Source organism: Reichenbachiella sp. (assembly GCF_039969095.1).
Classification (GTDB): domain Bacteria; phylum Bacteroidota; class Bacteroidia; order Cytophagales; family Cyclobacteriaceae; genus Reichenbachiella.
Genome location: NZ_JBDVOL010000010.1, coordinates 413100 through 430523 on the forward strand (window position 1 = coordinate 413100; position 17424 = coordinate 430523).

A 17424-nucleotide genomic window follows, 5' to 3' on the forward strand; every position below is an offset into this window, starting at 1 on the left:
ATCAAGTAATTCTCCTCACAAAACAAATCAATATTTTGTTCTATAACATCAGTAAAGTGTCCTAACTGCAAAAAAACAGGTATTCCCCTAAGTCTTAGGGGTATTTCCTAATTATGAATCAGGTTCTCCAGTTTGGAATTGTGAAAATTGAATTTTATTAAGAAAGAATAATTAAAAAAGGCTCAATTATTGGATTGTTAGATTATAGCCGTACTGAAGAAAAATTGATTTATTCTTTGGGTCTACTAGAAAATCCTGAAAAATATTGGATGTTTGATTTTCATTTTTAATTCTACTTAGGGTGTGAATCAAATCAGAATCATATTCAATTGAATACCAATATTGAGGAACAGAAGATTCAAGAATAAATTGAGAACTAAGAGAGGTGATTACAATATTGGCTCCACGTGTATGAATGTATTGGTTAGCGATGGATACATTCAAGGCATAGACTAGCTTAGTTTTAATATGATTCAATATTCCGATATCAGTTAGAAAGGCTTCTGCCGCATCTCCATAGGGTGCTAGGTTGGGTTGAGCCATGGCAATTGTCTGCACTCTAGGCTTTTGTAGATATTCTATTAGGCTTTTGAAATTATCTGAAGATGAAATATCCAATGGAGTGTCTGACCATATGACTAGTGAACCCTTGATAAAATTTATTGGCTGACCTGTTAGCAGTCCTTTCTCAAACAAAAGTTGACTGTATTTTTTATTGGCTGAAATAAACACATCAAAGGGTGCCCCATGCATGATCTGATTAGTTAGTGTGCCTGAAGCTCCAGGAATTAGTTCAAGGTTGATATCATATTTTGATTCGAATGAATTTTGAATTTCTTGCATTGCAGGCAAGAGGCTAGAAGCAAAGGCCACTCGTAGTTTTTGATTTTGAGCAGTGACAGATGAACCATAAAATAAAAGAATGCAAAGAAGAATACGAAGTGGAAATCCCATAGGGATAAACATAAAAAAAAACGAGGAAAACCAAAACCTCGTTTTTTTTATTATGAGAAAAATTACTGATTGAATTTCGTTTAACCCAATCATGTAATGGATGCTAGATTTTCTCAAATGTTAGCAATAGAAAAACTAGCAAATTGGATGTTAAATGTTTGGATTCTTTCTTTGTAAGACTGCGACACTTATAAGCTCGCGTGGCTATTGTCAGATACATCTTCTATGTATCAACAAATCGAGAATTTAACCTTTAACACACCCAAAACAGTCGATGGAAATAATCCCCCTACTATTTTATTTACCCTTATTTTTACATTTTTAGGCTGTTTTTGATCGTGCTGTTCGATTTGCCAATTAAATATTATGAGTTTTGAAATAGGCAAAATATTATTGCTGAAAAGAGATGGATTGCGAATCAATTCGGCATTAAATATTGAAAAATAATAGTGTCTTTTTCCCGACAAATTCAAGTTAATTTTTAAAACAAAATTATATTTTGCGAATTGAGTAAAACACAACTTTAAATCTGATGAAAATGGGTTGGATTTTCATTCATCTTATTAGGTTATTCTTTGATATCGGCTTGGGCTGGGATTATTTTCTGAGTTTTTAGTTTTTATGATATGGATCATTCCGATACAATGAGTTCATGATTAGTTTTGCCCAACTTGAACGAAAAATTATGTATTGGGAAAAGTATAGCAGACAAAAAATTAGAGATGTAGTCTTTAATGCCTTAGGAAAAAATTTGAATTACCGAGATTCTCCACCCATAGGTTTACCCGCTTCTTACTTAGATCCAAAGGTTTTTTATTCTGATGCACCATTTCTTAGCGAAGCACCATTTATGAGTACGATGGTTGCAAATCCAAATCATATTGGATGTCACACCTTAGGGGATTCGGAGCCTGTTTTTGGTGGTACACAAGAGTTGGAACGAGAGCTTATCGAATTGTGCGCTACTCAAATTTTTGATGCTTCTCCAGATTCTGTAGATGGATATGTGGCGTCAGGTGGAACAGAGGCTAATATTCAAGCGTTTTGGGTGATGAGAAATTACTTCATTGAAGAGCATCATGCGGATCATGAAGAAATCGCAATGGTGTATTCACAGGATGCACATTATTCTATGCCGAAGGGTGTCAACCTATTGAATATAAAATCCATAACTGCAGAAGTTCACGGTGAAAATCGGCAAATAGACCTGGATGGTTTAGAGAAGAAGCTGATCGAAGCAAAAAAAGAAGGGATTAAATATTTTATTGTTGTCATGAATATGTCTACTACCATGTTTGGTTCCGTAGATGATATGGCAGCGAGCATTGCATTATTTGAATCTTTGGAGTTGAATTTTAAGATCCATGTGGATGGGGCTTATGGAGGATTTATTTACCCATTTTCGGCGCGAGACCCCTTGTATTCCTTTAAGAATGAAGATGTATTTTCATTTTCTCTTGATGCGCACAAGATGCTATTGTCTCCTTATGGCACTGGAATAGCTTTAATCAGAAAGGGCTTTATTAAATATGCAATGACTAAAGAGGCTAACTACGTAAAAGGGAAGGATTATACGTTGGTTGGGAGTCGTTCTGGTGCCAATGCAGTTGCTATTTGGATGATTTTGAGAGCTTATGGTTCGAAAGGATGGACTTCCAAAATTCAAGAACTCTTGGATAGAACAGACTGGCTTTGTGAACAACTCAAGAAGCGGGGTATACAATTTTTCAGACATCCAAAAATGAATATTATCACGCTCAAACCCGATCGAATAGATCATGAATTGGCTGATAAATACTTTTTAGTTCCTGATGATCATGAGTCACCTTCTTGGTGGAAAATTGTAGTGATGGATCATGTGACGGAAGGTGTTCTTGATCGCTTCCTTTTAGACTTGGACAAATCTTTAGAAAATGAATAGAAATGCGTTGCTTTTGGGAGCGGGATTAGGAATGTTATCTGTGATGATAGGTGCATTCGGAGCTCATGGATTGAAAGATATTCTGATTGCAAATGAAAGGGTGGAAGTTTTTGAAACTGCTGTCAAGTACCAGTTTTATCACGCATTTGCTTTGTTGATAGCTGGGATACTTGCCGGAAATTTGCAAGGCCAATGGATGAAAAAGGCTGTTTATTGTTTTTCAATTGGTGTTTTCATATTCAGTGGCTCACTCTATATTTTGAGCTTGACTAATATAGGTTGGTTAGGCGCAATTACGCCGATAGGGGGAATATTTCTGATTGGAGGTTGGGTCTCACTGCTGATTGGTGTCTATAAACAAAAAGAGTCAGAGCTTTAGCCCTGACTCTTTTAAGATGCATAAGCAGATTATACATCCACATTCGCATATTTAGCATTCTTTTCTATAAACTCTCTTCGAGGTGCCACTTCATCACCCATCAATACTGAGAACAAGTGATCCGCTTCGGCAGCAGATTCAATAGTTACTTGTTTCAAACTTCTATGTTCTGGATTCATGGTAGTAGTCCAAAGCTGTTCGGGGTTCATTTCACCAAGACCTTTATATCGTTGTAGTCCTACAGATTCTTCTTTGCCATCACCAGCCAATTCCTTGGTCACTCTTTCTCTATCATCTTCCGACCAGGCATAACGTTCTTGCTTTCCTTTTTTCAATAAATAAAGAGGAGGAAGAGCAATGTATAAATAGCCATTGTCAATCAAATCTCTCATATACCTGAAAAAGAAAGTCAAAATCAAAGTACGAATGTGACTTCCGTCGATATCAGCATCCGTCATGATGATAATTTTGTGATATCTCAATTTCTCCATGTTCAATGCCTTTGGGTCTTCTTCGGTACCGAATTTCACTCCAAGTGCAGTGATCATATTTTTGATTTCTTCGTTTTCGTAGATTCTGTGCTCTTGTGCTTTTTCTACATTGAGGATTTTTCCTCTTAGTGGTAGAATTGCTTGGAACTTTCTGTCACGACCTTGTTTTGCTGATCCTCCAGCAGAATCTCCCTCAACCAAATAAAGCTCACATTCAGCAGCATCTCTAGAAGAGCAATCAGCTAGTTTTCCTGGTAATCCAGATCCAGACATCACGTTTTTACGCTGAACCATCTCCCGAGCTTTTCGAGCCGCTTGTCTGGCTTGCGCAGCCAGAATCACCTTTTGTACTATGGCTCGAGCTTCTTTTGGGTTCTCCTCTAAGTAATTGTTTAATATTTCACTTACACTAGTATCAACAGCACCCATGGCGTCAGAATTGCCCAGTTTTGTTTTGGTCTGTCCCTCAAATTGTGGCTCTTGTACTTTCACAGAAATGATAGCCGTCAGTCCTTCTCTAAAGTCATCCCCAACGATTTCCACTTTCGCTTTTTCGAGCAAGCCAGATTTGTCGGCGTAAGATTTCAAAGTTCGAGTCAAAGCTCTTCTAAACCCAGCTACATGAGTACCACCTTCTATGGTGTTGATATTGTTCACATAAGAAACTACATTCTCCGTGTATGAAGTGTTGTATGTAAGCGCAACCTGGACAGGAATGTCTCCTTTTTCCCCTTCCATATATACAGGCTCAGGAATTAATTTTTCACGAGAGCCGTCCAGGTAATTAACAAACTCTATCAAACCGCCCTCAGAAAAGAATTCTTCTCCAATGAAGTTTCCTTCTTCGTCTTTTTCTCTTTTGTCGGTAAGCTGAATTGTGATTCCAGCATTCAAGAACGAAAGTTCTCTTAATCTTGAAGCAACTGTTTCGTATTTGTATTCACTAACAGTAAAAATTTCGGTATCTGGTAAGAAATGAACGAAAGTACCTGTGATATCTGTTTTACCAGTTTCTTTTACAGAATACTTTGGAATACCCTTTGAATATTCTTGTTTAAATATTTTGCCGCCTCTATGAACGTTTACTTCGAGCATCGAAGACAAGGCGTTTACACAAGATACGCCTACACCATGAAGTCCACCTGAAACTTTGTATGTGTCTTTGTCAAATTTTCCACCAGCGTGAAGAACAGTCATGACAACCTCCAACGCAGATCGTTTCTCTTTCTCATGCATGTCCGTTGGAATACCACGACCATTATCTGATACAGAGATCGAATTGTCTTCGTTGATGGTAACTGTAATGGTATCACAGTGGCCAGCTAAAGCTTCATCAATGGAATTGTCTACTACTTCCCAGACCATGTGGTGAAGCCCTTTGAATCCAACATCGCCAATGTACATGGCTGGTCGTTTTCTTACTGCTTCTAATCCCTCAAGTACGGTGATATTACTGGCTGAGTAGTCGCCTTTTTGTGCTCCGCTCGTTTTCTTCTTTTCTTCGCTCATTTCACGTGTTTATTAATCTTTTTTCAGGAATTTATGAGAATAAAAAAAGCTACTTTTTTGTAGCCGAGTCAATCCCCGAAATGGGGACACAAATTACCCGAATAAAATCTGCCAAAAATACAAAAAATTACCTCCCCAAACCGTTGTATTTGGAACATTTTTAAGAGAATTTGTGAGATAAATTTTTTGGTTAGGTAAATTACGCGAGTGAAATATTTTTTTCTGGCTTAGCAATCATTCATGCCCCACATTTTAAAGCAGACATCACTAAAAAAATTCAACACTTTTGGAATAGATTCAGTTGCTAGCCAATTGGTTGAAGTATCTAATAATCAGGAAATTAAAGAAGCAATTAGGCTAGGGAGGGAGTTGAATTTAACCCCGTTTATTTTAGGAGGGGGTTCTAATGTTTTGCTCACTCTACCCTCTTATCCTTTTGTCATTTTGAATAAACTCAAAGGAATCAAAAAAATAGCCGAAGATGATGATTTTGTTTGGATTAAGGTTGGTGCAGGTGAGGTATGGCATGACATGGTGCTGCATTGTATAGATCGAGGATGGGGAGGAGTTGAAAATTTATCATTGATACCTGGTACAGTAGGGGCAGCACCCATGCAAAATATAGGAGCTTATGGTGTGGAAATTAAGGATATTTTTGAGTCACTAGAGGCTATCGATTTGGAGTCATTGGAAGAAAAAGATTTTTCTAATTCGGATTGTAAGTTTGGATATAGAGAAAGTGTCTTTAAAAATGAATTAAAAGGAAAGTACTTTATTACTTCAGTGCAGTTGAAATTAGCTAAAAAGCATGTAGTTAATACAAATTATGGTGCCATATCAGAGGTGCTAAATTCGGAAGGCATTGGTATCCCCACAATCAAACAAGTAAGTGATGCAGTCATTAAAATCCGACAATCCAAGTTGCCAGATCCAAAGGATATTGGAAATGCGGGTAGTTTTTTTAAGAATCCTGTGATTGATGTAGACCACTTCGTTGAATTGAAAAAAAGCTATCCAGATTTGCCAAGTTACGCGCAACCAGATGGAAGAGTAAAGGTGCCTGCTGGCTGGTTGATCGAACAGTGCGGATGGAAAGGCTGTAAGGAAGGAGAAATTGGGGTGCACAAGAATCAGGCACTTGTGTTGGTCAATTACGGACAAGCTACGGGTGATGAAATTGCCAATTTGTCAAGTCGAGTCAAGGCTTCTGTGATGGAGAAATTCAAAATTGAAATTTCTGCTGAAGTAAATATCATTTGATTTATAATAATTTTTGAACCTTACAATCATCGCTCCGTATAGTGACTGAGTAATCACTCAGTATGTCAAAGAAAGAAAAAATTATTCGGTCGGCCATTCATCTATTTTGTTCACTTGGCTTTCAGAATACCTCTACAACTAAAATTACAAAAGAGGCTGGGGTAGGTACAGGTACCTTGTTTTTGTATTTTAAGTCGAAGGACGAATTGGTTAATTCCATTTATAAAGAAATCAAAAGAGAAATGATGGTCTTTCATCAGGTTTTTGCTGATAATTCTCTTTCGTTTCAAGATCAGTTAAATGCTTTTTGGGTAGATGTGGTGAATTGGGGAGTGAAAAACCCTGATAAGTTTAAATTTTTAATGCAGTTTAAAAACTCGCCTTACATCTCTCAAATCACAGTGCAAGAACTTCAAGAGGAGCATCGATTTGTAGAAATGGTCATGAATAGAGCCATTCAGGAGAAAATCATTATTGATCAACCTTTCGAATTTTTAATTACAGTGTTTACCAGTCAATTCAGTGCCATCATTCAGTACCTAACTACGCAAGATCTTGGATCGCATGACGAGTTGATTCGTGCTTCTTTTGATGTGTTGTGGAATGGGATAAAAAATAATTGAAATGTTTAAAATATTAAAAATGACCTTATTAACTATTGTATTGGCTGTTTTAGCCATCGTAATATTAGTGGTAGTATTCTTTAAGACTGCTCCTCAAATTGGAGAATCTCCGACTGGAAAGCGCTTGGATGAAGTGAAAGTTTCTCCTCAGCATAGGGATGGAAAATTTTATAATTCCGTACCAACTGATACAGAATTTCCAATCTCCAAATACATTGAAATGATGTACAAATTTGCGACCAATACTAAAGGAAGGGAACCTGAAGAAAAAATTGAAACCTTCGCTTTTGACACCCAAAAATGGGAAACTCGAAACGAAGACGAAATCATGTTGAGTTGGTTTGGACATTCTTCTATGATGGTCAAAATGGATGGAAAGACTATTTTGGCTGACCCCGTTTTTGGGGAACGTGCATCTATGTTTTCATTTATGGGGCCAAAAAAATTTGATTACAGTCATCACATGAATGTAGATCAGTTGCCAGAAGTGGACTTAGTGATCATATCACACGATCATTATGATCATTTGGACTATTCTACGATTTCACAATTAAAAGACAGAGTCAAATTGTTCTATGTTCCATTAGGCGTGGCTTCCCATTTGGAAAGCTGGGGGGTGCCTGCTGAAAATATTAAGACATTTGATTGGTGGGATGAGTCTAACCTTGATGATAATATTAAACTGACTTTTGCTCCTACTCGACATTTTTCAGGAAGAGGGTTGACGGATAAATTCACCACTTTATGGGGTTCTTGGGTGATAGAAGGCCAATCTCAGAAAGTGTATTTTAGTGGAGATTCTGGTTATTTTCCAGGCTTCAAAGAAATTGGAGATAAATTCGGTGAGTTTGATTTGGCTTTAATAGAGTGCGGAGCTTATAACAAAGAAAATTGGCCTGATATTCACATGATGCCGGAACAATCTGTTCAAGCCGCAATAGATGTAAATGCAAAGATTGCTATGCCAATTCACTGGGGTAAGTTTAATTTAGGATTGCATCTTTGGAAGGATCCCATTCAGCGGTTTGTAAAAGCAGCTTCCAACAATAATTTACCAACACACACGCCAATAGTTGGAGATGTATTGATTATTCCTACTGAAACTAAAAATGCTCATTGGTGGAAATATTATAAATAGGTGTGAAATAATTCTTCAGATCAATTGAGCCCAAAAAAATATAAGGGTAAGCCGATTGGATAGTCAAATTTTACACTTTTTTTGAGTAATTTTTAGACTATAAATTATTTACCCTAGCTATGAGATTGAGCAGCCTGCTGTTGATTGTATTTTGTGTATTGTTTGCTAATCCCAGTTCTGGGAGCGTGATTATTCTATCCCAGTCCGATTATCTCGAACAAGCGGATTCATGTGCTAAGAAACTGAATTATGATTGTGCTATTGATTTGTACACTAAGGCTTTGTCTTTCCAGCAGGGAGACAGTACGCTCAATACTTTCCTTTCCATTCATAATCAAATTGGTGATATATATTACAAGCAGGGATATTTCAATAAGGCCAATAGAAGTTATCAATTAGTTCTGAGATATGCTCAGCAGTATGGGGAATTCAATGAAAAAGCTCAAGCACTCATGGGTCAATCTCATATCTTGTGGAGGTATGGGGATAATGTAAATTCTATTCAAAACATTCTTGAAAGTATTGATCTTTTTAGATCCTTGGAGGATACATCGGATTTGGTTAGTGCATCAAATATCTTAGCTGGAATTTATGTGAGTACAGGCGAGCTCAAAAAAGCAAGTAATATATATGAAGAAACTCTGACGATCGCCATAGCTGGAAAAGACTCCATAGGTATGGCAAGTTCTTATGAATATAAAGGAGTTGTTAAGTCATTTAAGGGTCAATATTCAGATGCTATTAAGTTTTATCTCAAGTCATTATCAATTAATCTAAAAATTGGAAATGAATTGGATGCTGGTATTACATATGCAAATATTGGAGAGGCCTATTTGAGACTCTCAGATTACAAAAATGCTTTGGAATACCTTTCAATATCCGAAGAAATACTAAGAAGACATAACTTTAATTCAGGACTTATTTTTGTCAATTATTGCGGAGGTGAAAGTTATATGAGACTGGAGCAATTTTCCCGTGCTCACAACCATTTCGATGAAAGTCTTGATCTTATAGAACTGACGGGGGAATCCAGAGAAAAGCCAACAGTGTTGGCTTTAAAAGCTGAATGCTATGCACTCGAAGGTAAATTCAAGGATGCATATAGTATGCATAGAATATATGCTAGTGCCAAAGATTCATTAAATACATCTAATCAGAATGATCAACTCATGCAAATCATGGGGCAATATGAATTTGAAAAACAAGAACAAGAAAACCTTTTTCTTCAACAGGAAAATGAAATAAAAGAGAAGGAACTGGAATCACAACAATCTATCATCCAATTACAATATGTGATAGGTGGGATTATGTTTCTTTTTTTAGCCGTGGTAATCTATCTATTCGTCAAATTATATAAGAATAAGGTGCTCTTAGATTATGCCAATCAGGCTAAAAACAGACTCTTTGGTTTTGTAGCTCATGATATCAAATCGCCACTGGGCAATCTTCAAATGCTTGTCCACATGTTGAATGAAAATTTTTTTAAGGATAAAAAAGAACAAACTCGACTACTTTCTGAGTTAAGCAATTGTGCGTATTCAGTAGAGCAACTAACAGATGATTTAATCGCCTGGTCTGTGGCTCAACAAAGTGGATTACATTTTAACCCAGAAAACGTATTAATCGGCGAAGTGGTCAAAGATTGCTTAGAACTATTCCACTATCAAATAGATTTCAAAAAAGTAGTGATAGAAGATAAAGTCCCGCCCTATCTGGAGGTTTATGCTGATCGAAAGGCATTGATGTCAATTGTTAGAAATATAATTTCAAATGCCATCAAATTTTCTGATACAGGTGGATTTATCGAATTGAATGCCAATGAGTCTAAAGAAAAAAAATCGGGCAAAGCAATGATCGAATTGAAATGTAAAGACGAAGGGATTGGGATGACCAAAGAAAAGTCTTTGTCATTAGTATCAAAAAGAGAAGTTGAGACTACAAGAGGTACGGCAAACGAAAAAGGAAATGGCTTAGGGTTGAATTTGGTTAAGGAATTTGTGAAAAAATCTCATGGTTACATCAAAATCAAAAGCAAGCCTAATGTGGGCACAAAATTTTCAGTTTTTCTTCCTGCAGCTGTTCATTAAAATCAAATGAAGATCAATCTTGTAATACATTGCTGACAAAAGTCGATTTCAGCATCATCCAGAGTAAAAAGAAAACAATGGCCCATTTCAGATAAATAGGATAGAAGTCCGTAGTATCTCGAAAGCGATTTTCTTTGATCTCTGCTTTCTCGTATTTATCAATTAATTTAAAAACACTTTCCAAAGCCTTATTATCCGACACACGATAAAATTCACCATGACCAATTTCTGCAATTTTGCGCAGTGTAGTTTCGTCTAGCGTATTCTCTACATATCGAGTACGACCGAAAAAGTCCTTGCCGAAAGGTACTTTACCTTCTTTGCCAATGGCGATTGTATAGATTTTGATGTCATAGGCGCTGGCTAATTCTGCAGCTGTGATTGGGTCTATATTTCCTGCGGTATTATCTCCATCACTAAGCAAGATCATAACCTTTGATTTAGAATCGGACTCTCTCATTCTATTGGTTGCTACTGCAAGCGAGCTGCCGATAGCAGTACCACCTTTTTCGATCAAATCAAATGAAATACCGTCGATATACTCGCCTAACAAATCATAATCTGAAGTTAAAGGAGAACGAGAGTAGGCTTCTCCTGAAAATACGACCAATCCAATTCTGTCCTGAAACCTTCCAGCGATGAATTTTCTTGCCACGTCCTTAGCTGCTTCCAATCGGTTGGGTTTGAAATCTTCAATTTGCATGGATTCTGAAATATCTATCACCAGCATGATGTCAATTCCTTCTGTCCATTGTTCTACTTTTTCATTGGTCTTTTGTGGTCTGGCCAATGCGACGATGATCAACGAAACAAAAATTAAAAAAATAAAACTCGGAATATGTCTGAGTAGGGAAGATGGACTCCACTTAATATCTTTTTTGATCAAGGCAATAGCCAAATTCTTCTTTTTGCTCAGACTCCAAACCCACCAGACCAAAACGAACAATGGAATCAGTACAAAGGCATAAAAGAGAATAGGATTTTCCCATTGAAAATTAGAAAAGGTCGCAGGTTTGAACCAATTCCACGAAAACCAATCAGCCATATTTCCTTGTTGCTCACCCATGCTTCACCTCCTTAATTTTGGTTTGATATCGTTCTAAAGTGAAGTCTTCCAAAGCTTCAAAATTCTTGTGCATTTCTTCATCACCAATCGCTCCATAGATGGACCTATCGATGGTTTGCAGTACGGTTTTTAGTTCTTTTTCGAATCCAACCCTCAGTATTTCTTTTGAAGTATATTTTGTGAATGGTCGATCTTCGATTTTTTCCATGTATTTTTTCCAAGTCACTAGTATTTCCTCAATCAACTGAGCATTCGTCTCGCTTTGTTTGATTTTGATGATACCTCTTTCAAATTCAAGAGAAAACTTTTCGTATGCCTTGCGCATGCGGTACAACTTGATCTTTCTACGGATTGTATTTCCAAAAATGAAGTAATTACCAATCAATAATACTAGAAACACACCCAATCCTATCATCAGGTAAGGATAATTGAACGCATAATGCACTTCTTGATAGTCTACATTTTCTATGAATTGTAGGGAATCTGGCATCACAGTAACTAATTCTTTCAAAAAGACAGAATCAGGATTAGCAAGTATGGTAGTACTATCTTTTCCATTTAGTAAATAGATAGGGGCTTGAAGCCGTTGTACCAAGTCTACTTCGAAGGAGGAGAATGTATATACTGCACTGTCAAATGCATGTGTACTGTCCGTTCTGGTAGGAAAAAATGTTTTGTTATAATATTCAAATGGACCAAAATTGTTGGTGGAGTCTGGGAATACCACATACCAGTCCAACGGATACTTTACAGAAAGTGAATATTGCACTTCTTCTCCAACCATAATGCTATCCTTAAGGAATTTCCCGTATGGGGAAATTTCCTGGGCAGATGCAATCGAAAATATAAAGCTTATTAGTATGCCGAAAGAAATGCTTTTACCCACTTTTTCTCATTTTATTTCTGACTTTAAACAATCTGATGAGTTTAGGTACATAGTCCTCATCGGTACGGATATTGGTATAGTTTGCTTGATTTCTTAGGCAGAATTTTTCAAGTTCATTTTGTCGCTCTCCATAAGTTTGATTCAATAGTTTTCTGAAGGTTCCAGATGAAGTGTTTTTCCAAACGGTTCTACCACTTTCTTGATCTTGCAATGGGATAATCCCCAAGTTTGGAAAAGAAGTCTCTCTTTTGTCAGAAATCTGAATAGCAACGAGGTCGTGGGCTCGAGCCAGCGCCTTGAGATTATGCTCGTAATTTTCATCTACAAAATCAGAAATCAGTATAACAACACTTTTTCGTTTGAGAAGATTTAGAGTAAAATGAATCCCCTTGGCCAAATCAGTTTGCTTTGATTTAGGTTTTAAATCGAAAACATTCGAAATGATATTGAAAGAATGTTTTAAGCCTTTCCCAGGTTTGACATATTTTTCTTTTTGGTCAGAGAAGCAAATTAGCCCTACCTGACTATTTTCTTTGATGGCTGATATAGAAAGCAAAGCGCAAATTTCCTTTCCGATGTCTATTTTTTGCTGACCTTCTTTCCCTATGTTTTGAGAAGCACTTACATCCAAAATGAAAAATACATTTTGCTCCTTTTCTTCTTTGAAGGTTTTAACAAAAGTGCCATGACCTTTTGCCGAAACATTCCAATCAATGGTTCGTACATCATCACCATATTGGTAGGAACGAACATCGTCAAATTCTAATCCTGATCCTTTGAAAATAGAATGAAAATCACCTTGCATCTGGGAGTTGATGGCCTTCCTGATTCTGATTTCGTATTTTCTAAGCTTCTTGAGGATGTCCTTCATTCATTGTACTTTTGAGGCGCTAAAATTAAGCCATTACTTAATAATTTGGGTTTGTGAAAAAATATTTTTTGTTAATAAATGTTATCGTAGGATTTAGCTGTACTACTTCGGTTGAACAGAAGAAGCTGATTCCATCATCACAGATGGTGGAACTGTTGATAGATATTCATATACTCGAAGCCAGAGTGGATAAGCTGAGGATAAATAATGACTCTTCCTATACTGTATATAATACATTGGAAAAGGAAATATTTGATAAATATGGAGTCACAAAGAGTCTCTATGAAGATAGTTACCAATATTATCTAACCAATTCTAAAAAGCTTGATCACATTTATAGCATAGTAGTGGACAGTCTAAATGTGATTCAAAAAAGAGGTTATCAAAAAAAATCTGAGCTGGTAGAACTGGATAGTGCAATTGTCAATAGTGAGGTGAAAAAAAATAAGTCTCAGGATGTAGTTAATTCAGAACAGGAGGGTGGATCAAAGTCTACAATTAAAAGGAATATAAAAAAGGAGGAGATTGAAGCCAGTCAAAAAAGACCAGATGCCGAAATTGAAAGCATTTCACTTCCAGAAAAAAGAGTCAGATCTTTATCCAAAGATTCATTGCGATTCAGAAAAGAAACTATTGAAATAAAGAAGAATAGAAAAGACTCTCTCAAATAAATTGAATTATTACCCTAAAGATATAGAAGTCAAATTAGGTTTTGACAAAGTCCGACAGTTAGTCAAAGATCGATGTTTGAGTACATTGGGAGAAGATTTTGTAGATAAACTATCTCTGATCACAAATACCTCCAAGATCAATGATTGGATGGATCAAACCCGAGAATTCACTCATATTTTAACGAGTGGCTCCTCATTTCCTCAATCCAACTATACCGATATTTCCCCCGCACTCAAAAGGTCGGAAGTCCCAGGGAGCTTTTTGGATGAAGAAGATTTTTTTGACGTCAAATTGGTGTTGGATACCTTGTTGAAAATGCTGGATTTTTTTGAGCAGCACAAAGAAGACTATCCGGTGTTGGTAAGCCGAGTATCACACATAGTATTGGATGATGCGCTATACCTTTCGTTGGATAGGAAGATAGATGAAAAGGGACAGCTGAGGGATGACGCGAGTCAAGAATTGATGTCTATTCGTAGTAGTATTTCCAAAAGTCAGGTTAGAGCAAGAACTTCCGTAAATAAAATACTAAAAGAAGCCAATAAGAACGGCTATTGCCCCGAATCAGCAGCATTGACCATCAGAGAAGGTAGAATGGTGATACCAGTGCTCGCCGAACATAAGCGTCACATCAAAGGCTTTGTTCATGATGAATCTGCGACAGGTCAAACGGTCTTTTTGGAGCCTGCAGAAGCACTTGAGATTAACAATGAAATTCGGGAATTGAAGTATGCTGAACGACGAGAAATAGTTAAGATTTTGACTGTGCTTACGGATCAGCTCCGTGAGAATTTGCCTGAAGTCCGAAAAGCCATTAAGGTGCTGGGTGTTATGGATTTTATACGTGCCAAAGCACGATTTGGGATTGATTTCAATTGTACTTGTCCAGAGCTTTCTAAGTCACAAAAGATCAATTGGCAGCAAGCACGCCATCCGATATTGGAAGCAGCACTAAAAGATCAGAACAAGAAAATCATACCGTTGAACCTTTCTCTTTCTAGAGACAAAAGAATCATGCTGATTTCAGGTCCGAATGCTGGCGGTAAATCAGTCTGTATCAAAACCATCGGATTGCTGCAATATATGGCCCAGTGTGGTCTACCCGTTTCAGTTTCAGAAAGCTCAGAGTTTGGCACTTTTTCTTCTATTTTCATTGATATTGGTGATGAGCAGTCTATCGAAAATGACTTGAGTACTTACAGTTCGCATCTGACGAACATGAAGCACTTTCTAGAGCAATCGTCTAGAAATACACTATTTCTTATAGATGAATTTGGGACAGGCACAGAGCCACAGTTTGGTGGAGCTATTGCGGAGGTTGTATTGCTGGAGCTGAACAAGGCACAAGCCTTCGGAGCCATCACCACACATTATGGCAATCTCAAAAAAGTGGCCGATAAAGAGAAGGGCATTGTAAATGCCGCAATGAAATTCGATGTCAAAAAACTCGAACCGATGTATGAACTTGAAATCGGTAAACCGGGTAGTTCTTTCGCATTGGAGATTGCTGGCAAAATTGGTTTGAATCCTGAAATGCTCAATCGTGCAAAAAAGAAAGCAGGAATCTCTCATGTGCAATTCGATCGATTGCTAAGTGAATTGGAATCTGAGAAGAATCAAATAGCCAAAGAAAAGAAATCTTTAGATGCTAAAAATGCTAGACTTACAGAAGCCATTAAAGATTACGATGATTTAAAAAAATACCTGGAAAAGGAAAAAACAAAAGTCATCAAAGAGGCAAAAGAAGAAGCCGCAAGAGTCATTCAGTCGTCAAATAAGAAAATTGAAGCGACGATTAAAGCTATCAAAGAATCTAAAGCTGATCAAAAGCGAACGGCACAAGCAAGAGAAGCATTGAAAGATCATGCGGATAAGGTGGTAAAACCCAAAACCGAAAAAGTGACTCAAAAAACGGTTGATACCAGTCCTATTGAAGTGGGAGATAAAGTACAGCTGAAATCGGGCGCAGTGGGCGAAGTAGAAAGCATCAAAGGAAAGCAAGTTGAATTGCTGCTCGGAGGGTTGAAATCAAGAGTCAAACTTAACGATATTACTAAGATCTCTTCGAAGGAGTTCAAAAAGTCGACAGATCAGCGGGTGAAACAAATGACAGGCATCAATCTGAATGATAAAATGGCTGGATTTAGCACCACACTGGATATCCGAGGAGTGAGGGCCGAAGAGGCCATTGGAAAAGTGGAATATTATATCGACGATGCGCTGATGTTGGGACAAATAGAAGTGAAGATTTTGCATGGTAAAGGACACGGGATATTGCGAGAACTCGTCCGTAACGTGCTTCGCGAAAACCCAAAAGTCACCAGTGCAAAAGACGAACACGTAGAACACGGTGGAGCAGGTATTACCGTAGTCACACTAGACAACTAATGAGTCTGCCCAATTACACTCGTCAACAACTCGCCCTACGAAACGGTCAGGACCGAGATGAAATCTGGGTGGCATTCGAAGGCAACATCTATGACGTATCCAAGTCCCGACTTTGGAGGGATGGCAAGCACTACGAACACTGGGCAGGACAAGATCTCACTCCTGAACTAGTGGACGCCCCGCATACCGCTAAAGTTTTTGAAAAATTTGAAGTAATTGGGCGATTGGTTGAATAAATATTCAATAATTGACCACTTACTCAGCGAATCTTCAATTATTTGTTATTTTCGAATCTGGCATTAGAGAGAAAGGTGCCTCAAGATCAGGAAAAGTATGATTCTAATAGCAGAAAGCGGCTCTACTAAGACAGAATGGAGAATCATTGATTCTAAACAGAATGTTTTCCATGCTCGTTCTGGCGGAATCAATCCCTATTATTTGGATGCCTCAGGCATTTTGGAAGTGATGCGAATGGGGTTGATAGAGTACATTGAGACACCATTCACAGAAGTGTATTTCTATGGAGCTGGCTGTTCGTCTGCCAGAAACAAACAGACCATTCGAGATTGTTTCATGCAATTGTTTCCTAAGGCCAAGATTGAAATCAATCATGATATGTTGGCCGCTGCACGTTCGCTCTGTGGAATCGAATATGGCATTGCTTGTATTCTCGGTACTGGCTCTAATTCTTGTTTGTACGACGGCATTGGTATCATCGAAAATGTACGATCTCTAGGTTATATTTTGGGAGATGAGGGTAGTGGCAATTATTTAGGTAAACAATTTCTCAAGCATTATTTCAAGAAAGAATTACCCCAAGAGATCAGAAATCAATTTGATGAAGAGTTTGGCTTGGAAGCACCGGATATTTTGAACAATATCTACCATCACCACATGCCTATTTTATACTTATCTAGTTTTTCAAAATTCATCCATAAGTTCTTAAAGGATAAAATGATCTATCAGATGGTTTATGACGCTTTTAAAAAGTTTCTCGAACTCAATGTGATGAAGTACACGAATTATCAAAATGTACCCGTGCATTTTACTGGTTCAGTGGCTTTTTATTATGAAGATATTCTTCGTAAAGTAGGAGCAGACTTAGGTATCAATATCAAAGATATTGTTGTTGGCCCCATAGATGGTTTGACGCAGTATCATCAGCCGAAGAAATAGACT

Annotated in this window: 15 protein-coding genes; 10 read left to right on the top strand and 5 right to left on the bottom strand. The window is 37.4% G+C overall.

Annotation, left to right across the window (positions count from 1 at the left end; translation table 11 throughout):
* Positions 1-186 precede the first annotated feature (186 nt).
* Positions 187-954, bottom strand: coding sequence for a molybdate ABC transporter substrate-binding protein (gene modA / locus ABJH98_RS05020; RefSeq protein WP_348306535.1), 768 nt, complete (start codon positions 952-954; stop codon positions 187-189).
* A gap of 685 nt (positions 955-1639) precedes the next feature.
* Between modA and ABJH98_RS05025 the strand changes: the two genes are divergently transcribed.
* Positions 1640-2875 carry a pyridoxal-dependent decarboxylase gene (locus ABJH98_RS05025; RefSeq protein ID WP_348306536.1) on the top strand — a complete coding sequence of 412 codons (1236 nt, stop codon included), beginning with the start codon at positions 1640-1642 and terminating at the stop codon, positions 2873-2875.
* Positions 2868-3254: a DUF423 domain-containing protein gene (locus ABJH98_RS05030; RefSeq protein ID WP_348306537.1), complete on the top strand. Its 387-nt coding sequence runs from the start codon at positions 2868-2870 to the stop codon at positions 3252-3254. Before ABJH98_RS05025 ends, ABJH98_RS05030 begins: the two co-directional genes overlap by 8 nt.
* Positions 3255-3283: 29 nt before the next feature.
* Here the strand turns inward: ABJH98_RS05030 and gyrB are convergent, their stop codons facing one another.
* The gene (gene gyrB / locus ABJH98_RS05035; RefSeq protein ID WP_348306538.1) at positions 3284-5254 is read right to left on the bottom strand and encodes a DNA topoisomerase (ATP-hydrolyzing) subunit B; all 1971 of its coding nucleotides are present in this window, start codon (positions 5252-5254) and stop codon (positions 3284-3286) included.
* Between the two features lie 240 nt (positions 5255-5494).
* On the opposite strand from gyrB, the gene murB reads away from it, so the two are divergent.
* The 4 genes from murB to ABJH98_RS05055 all read left to right on the top strand — a co-directional run bounded on the left by murB (position 5495) and on the right by ABJH98_RS05055 (position 10362).
* A complete protein-coding gene (gene murB / locus ABJH98_RS05040; protein ID WP_348306539.1) occupies positions 5495-6514 on the top strand; it encodes a UDP-N-acetylmuramate dehydrogenase in 1020 nt (339 codons plus the stop codon).
* A gap of 62 nt (positions 6515-6576) precedes the next feature.
* Positions 6577-7137: a TetR/AcrR family transcriptional regulator gene (locus tag ABJH98_RS05045; protein ID WP_348306540.1), complete on the top strand. Its 561-nt coding sequence runs from the start codon at positions 6577-6579 to the stop codon at positions 7135-7137.
* Between the two features lies 1 nt (position 7138).
* On the top strand, positions 7139-8275 hold the full coding sequence (locus tag ABJH98_RS05050; RefSeq protein WP_348306541.1) for an MBL fold metallo-hydrolase: 1137 nt from the start codon (positions 7139-7141) through the stop codon (positions 8273-8275).
* A gap of 119 nt (positions 8276-8394) precedes the next feature.
* Positions 8395-10362, top strand: a complete 1968-nt coding sequence (locus tag ABJH98_RS05055; RefSeq protein WP_348306542.1) for a tetratricopeptide repeat-containing sensor histidine kinase — start codon at positions 8395-8397, stop codon at positions 10360-10362.
* 13 nt (positions 10363-10375) lie between these two features.
* On the opposite strand, the gene ABJH98_RS05060 is transcribed toward ABJH98_RS05055, so the two are convergent.
* Genes ABJH98_RS05060 through ABJH98_RS05070 form a run of 3 tightly spaced genes read right to left on the bottom strand, consistent with a single transcriptional unit; the run spans position 10376 to position 13185 of the window.
* The gene (locus ABJH98_RS05060; RefSeq protein ID WP_348306543.1) at positions 10376-11428 is read right to left on the bottom strand and encodes a VWA domain-containing protein; all 1053 of its coding nucleotides are present in this window, start codon (positions 11426-11428) and stop codon (positions 10376-10378) included.
* Positions 11421-12314, bottom strand: a complete 894-nt coding sequence (locus ABJH98_RS05065) for a hypothetical protein (protein ID WP_348306544.1) — start codon at positions 12312-12314, stop codon at positions 11421-11423. The genes ABJH98_RS05060 and ABJH98_RS05065 overlap by 8 nt, the downstream gene beginning before the upstream one ends.
* Positions 12307-13185: a DUF58 domain-containing protein gene (locus ABJH98_RS05070; protein WP_348306545.1), complete on the bottom strand. Its 879-nt coding sequence runs from the start codon at positions 13183-13185 to the stop codon at positions 12307-12309. The genes ABJH98_RS05065 and ABJH98_RS05070 overlap by 8 nt, the downstream gene beginning before the upstream one ends.
* 53 nt (positions 13186-13238) lie before the next feature.
* Between ABJH98_RS05070 and ABJH98_RS05075 the strand changes: the two genes are divergently transcribed.
* The 4 genes from ABJH98_RS05075 (at position 13239) to ABJH98_RS05090 (ending at position 17421) form a co-directional block, all read left to right on the top strand.
* On the top strand, positions 13239-13856 hold the full coding sequence (locus ABJH98_RS05075) for a DUF4296 domain-containing protein (protein WP_348306546.1): 618 nt from the start codon (positions 13239-13241) through the stop codon (positions 13854-13856).
* A 1-nt stretch (position 13857) separates the two neighbouring features.
* Entirely contained in the window at positions 13858-16245 is a 2388-nt protein-coding gene (locus ABJH98_RS05080; protein ID WP_348306547.1) for an endonuclease MutS2, read from the top strand.
* Positions 16245-16481, top strand: coding sequence for a cytochrome b5 domain-containing protein (locus tag ABJH98_RS05085; RefSeq protein WP_348306548.1), 237 nt, complete (start codon positions 16245-16247; stop codon positions 16479-16481). Before ABJH98_RS05080 ends, ABJH98_RS05085 begins: the two co-directional genes overlap by 1 nt.
* A 97-nt stretch (positions 16482-16578) precedes the next feature.
* On the top strand, positions 16579-17421 hold the full coding sequence (locus tag ABJH98_RS05090) for an N-acetylglucosamine kinase (protein ID WP_348306549.1): 843 nt from the start codon (positions 16579-16581) through the stop codon (positions 17419-17421).
* Positions 17422-17424: the final 3 nt, after the last annotated feature.

Excerpts from the sequence above, each read along its gene's own strand:
- modA (WP_348306535.1), bottom strand. The coding sequence starts at position 954 with ATGGGATTTCCACTTCGTATTCTTCTTTGCATTCTTTTATTTTATGGT.
- ABJH98_RS05060 (WP_348306543.1), bottom strand. The coding sequence starts at position 11,428 with ATGGGTGAGCAACAAGGAAATATGGCTGATTGGTTTTCGTGGAATTGG.
- ABJH98_RS05045 (WP_348306540.1), top strand. The coding sequence starts at position 6,577 with ATGTCAAAGAAAGAAAAAATTATTCGGTCGGCCATTCATCTATTTTGT.
- ABJH98_RS05090 (WP_348306549.1), top strand. The coding sequence starts at position 16,579 with ATGATTCTAATAGCAGAAAGCGGCTCTACTAAGACAGAATGGAGAATC.
- ABJH98_RS05070 (WP_348306545.1), bottom strand. The coding sequence starts at position 13,185 with ATGAAGGACATCCTCAAGAAGCTTAGAAAATACGAAATCAGAATCAGG.
- ABJH98_RS05085 (WP_348306548.1), top strand. The coding sequence starts at position 16,245 with ATGAGTCTGCCCAATTACACTCGTCAACAACTCGCCCTACGAAACGGT.
- ABJH98_RS05025 (WP_348306536.1), top strand. The coding sequence starts at position 1,640 with ATGTATTGGGAAAAGTATAGCAGACAAAAAATTAGAGATGTAGTCTTT.
- murB (WP_348306539.1), top strand. The coding sequence starts at position 5,495 with ATGCCCCACATTTTAAAGCAGACATCACTAAAAAAATTCAACACTTTT.
- ABJH98_RS05030 (WP_348306537.1), top strand. The coding sequence starts at position 2,868 with ATGAATAGAAATGCGTTGCTTTTGGGAGCGGGATTAGGAATGTTATCT.
- gyrB (WP_348306538.1), bottom strand. The coding sequence starts at position 5,254 with ATGAGCGAAGAAAAGAAGAAAACGAGCGGAGCACAAAAAGGCGACTAC.
- ABJH98_RS05055 (WP_348306542.1), top strand. The coding sequence starts at position 8,395 with ATGAGATTGAGCAGCCTGCTGTTGATTGTATTTTGTGTATTGTTTGCT.
- ABJH98_RS05050 (WP_348306541.1), top strand. The coding sequence starts at position 7,139 with ATGTTTAAAATATTAAAAATGACCTTATTAACTATTGTATTGGCTGTT.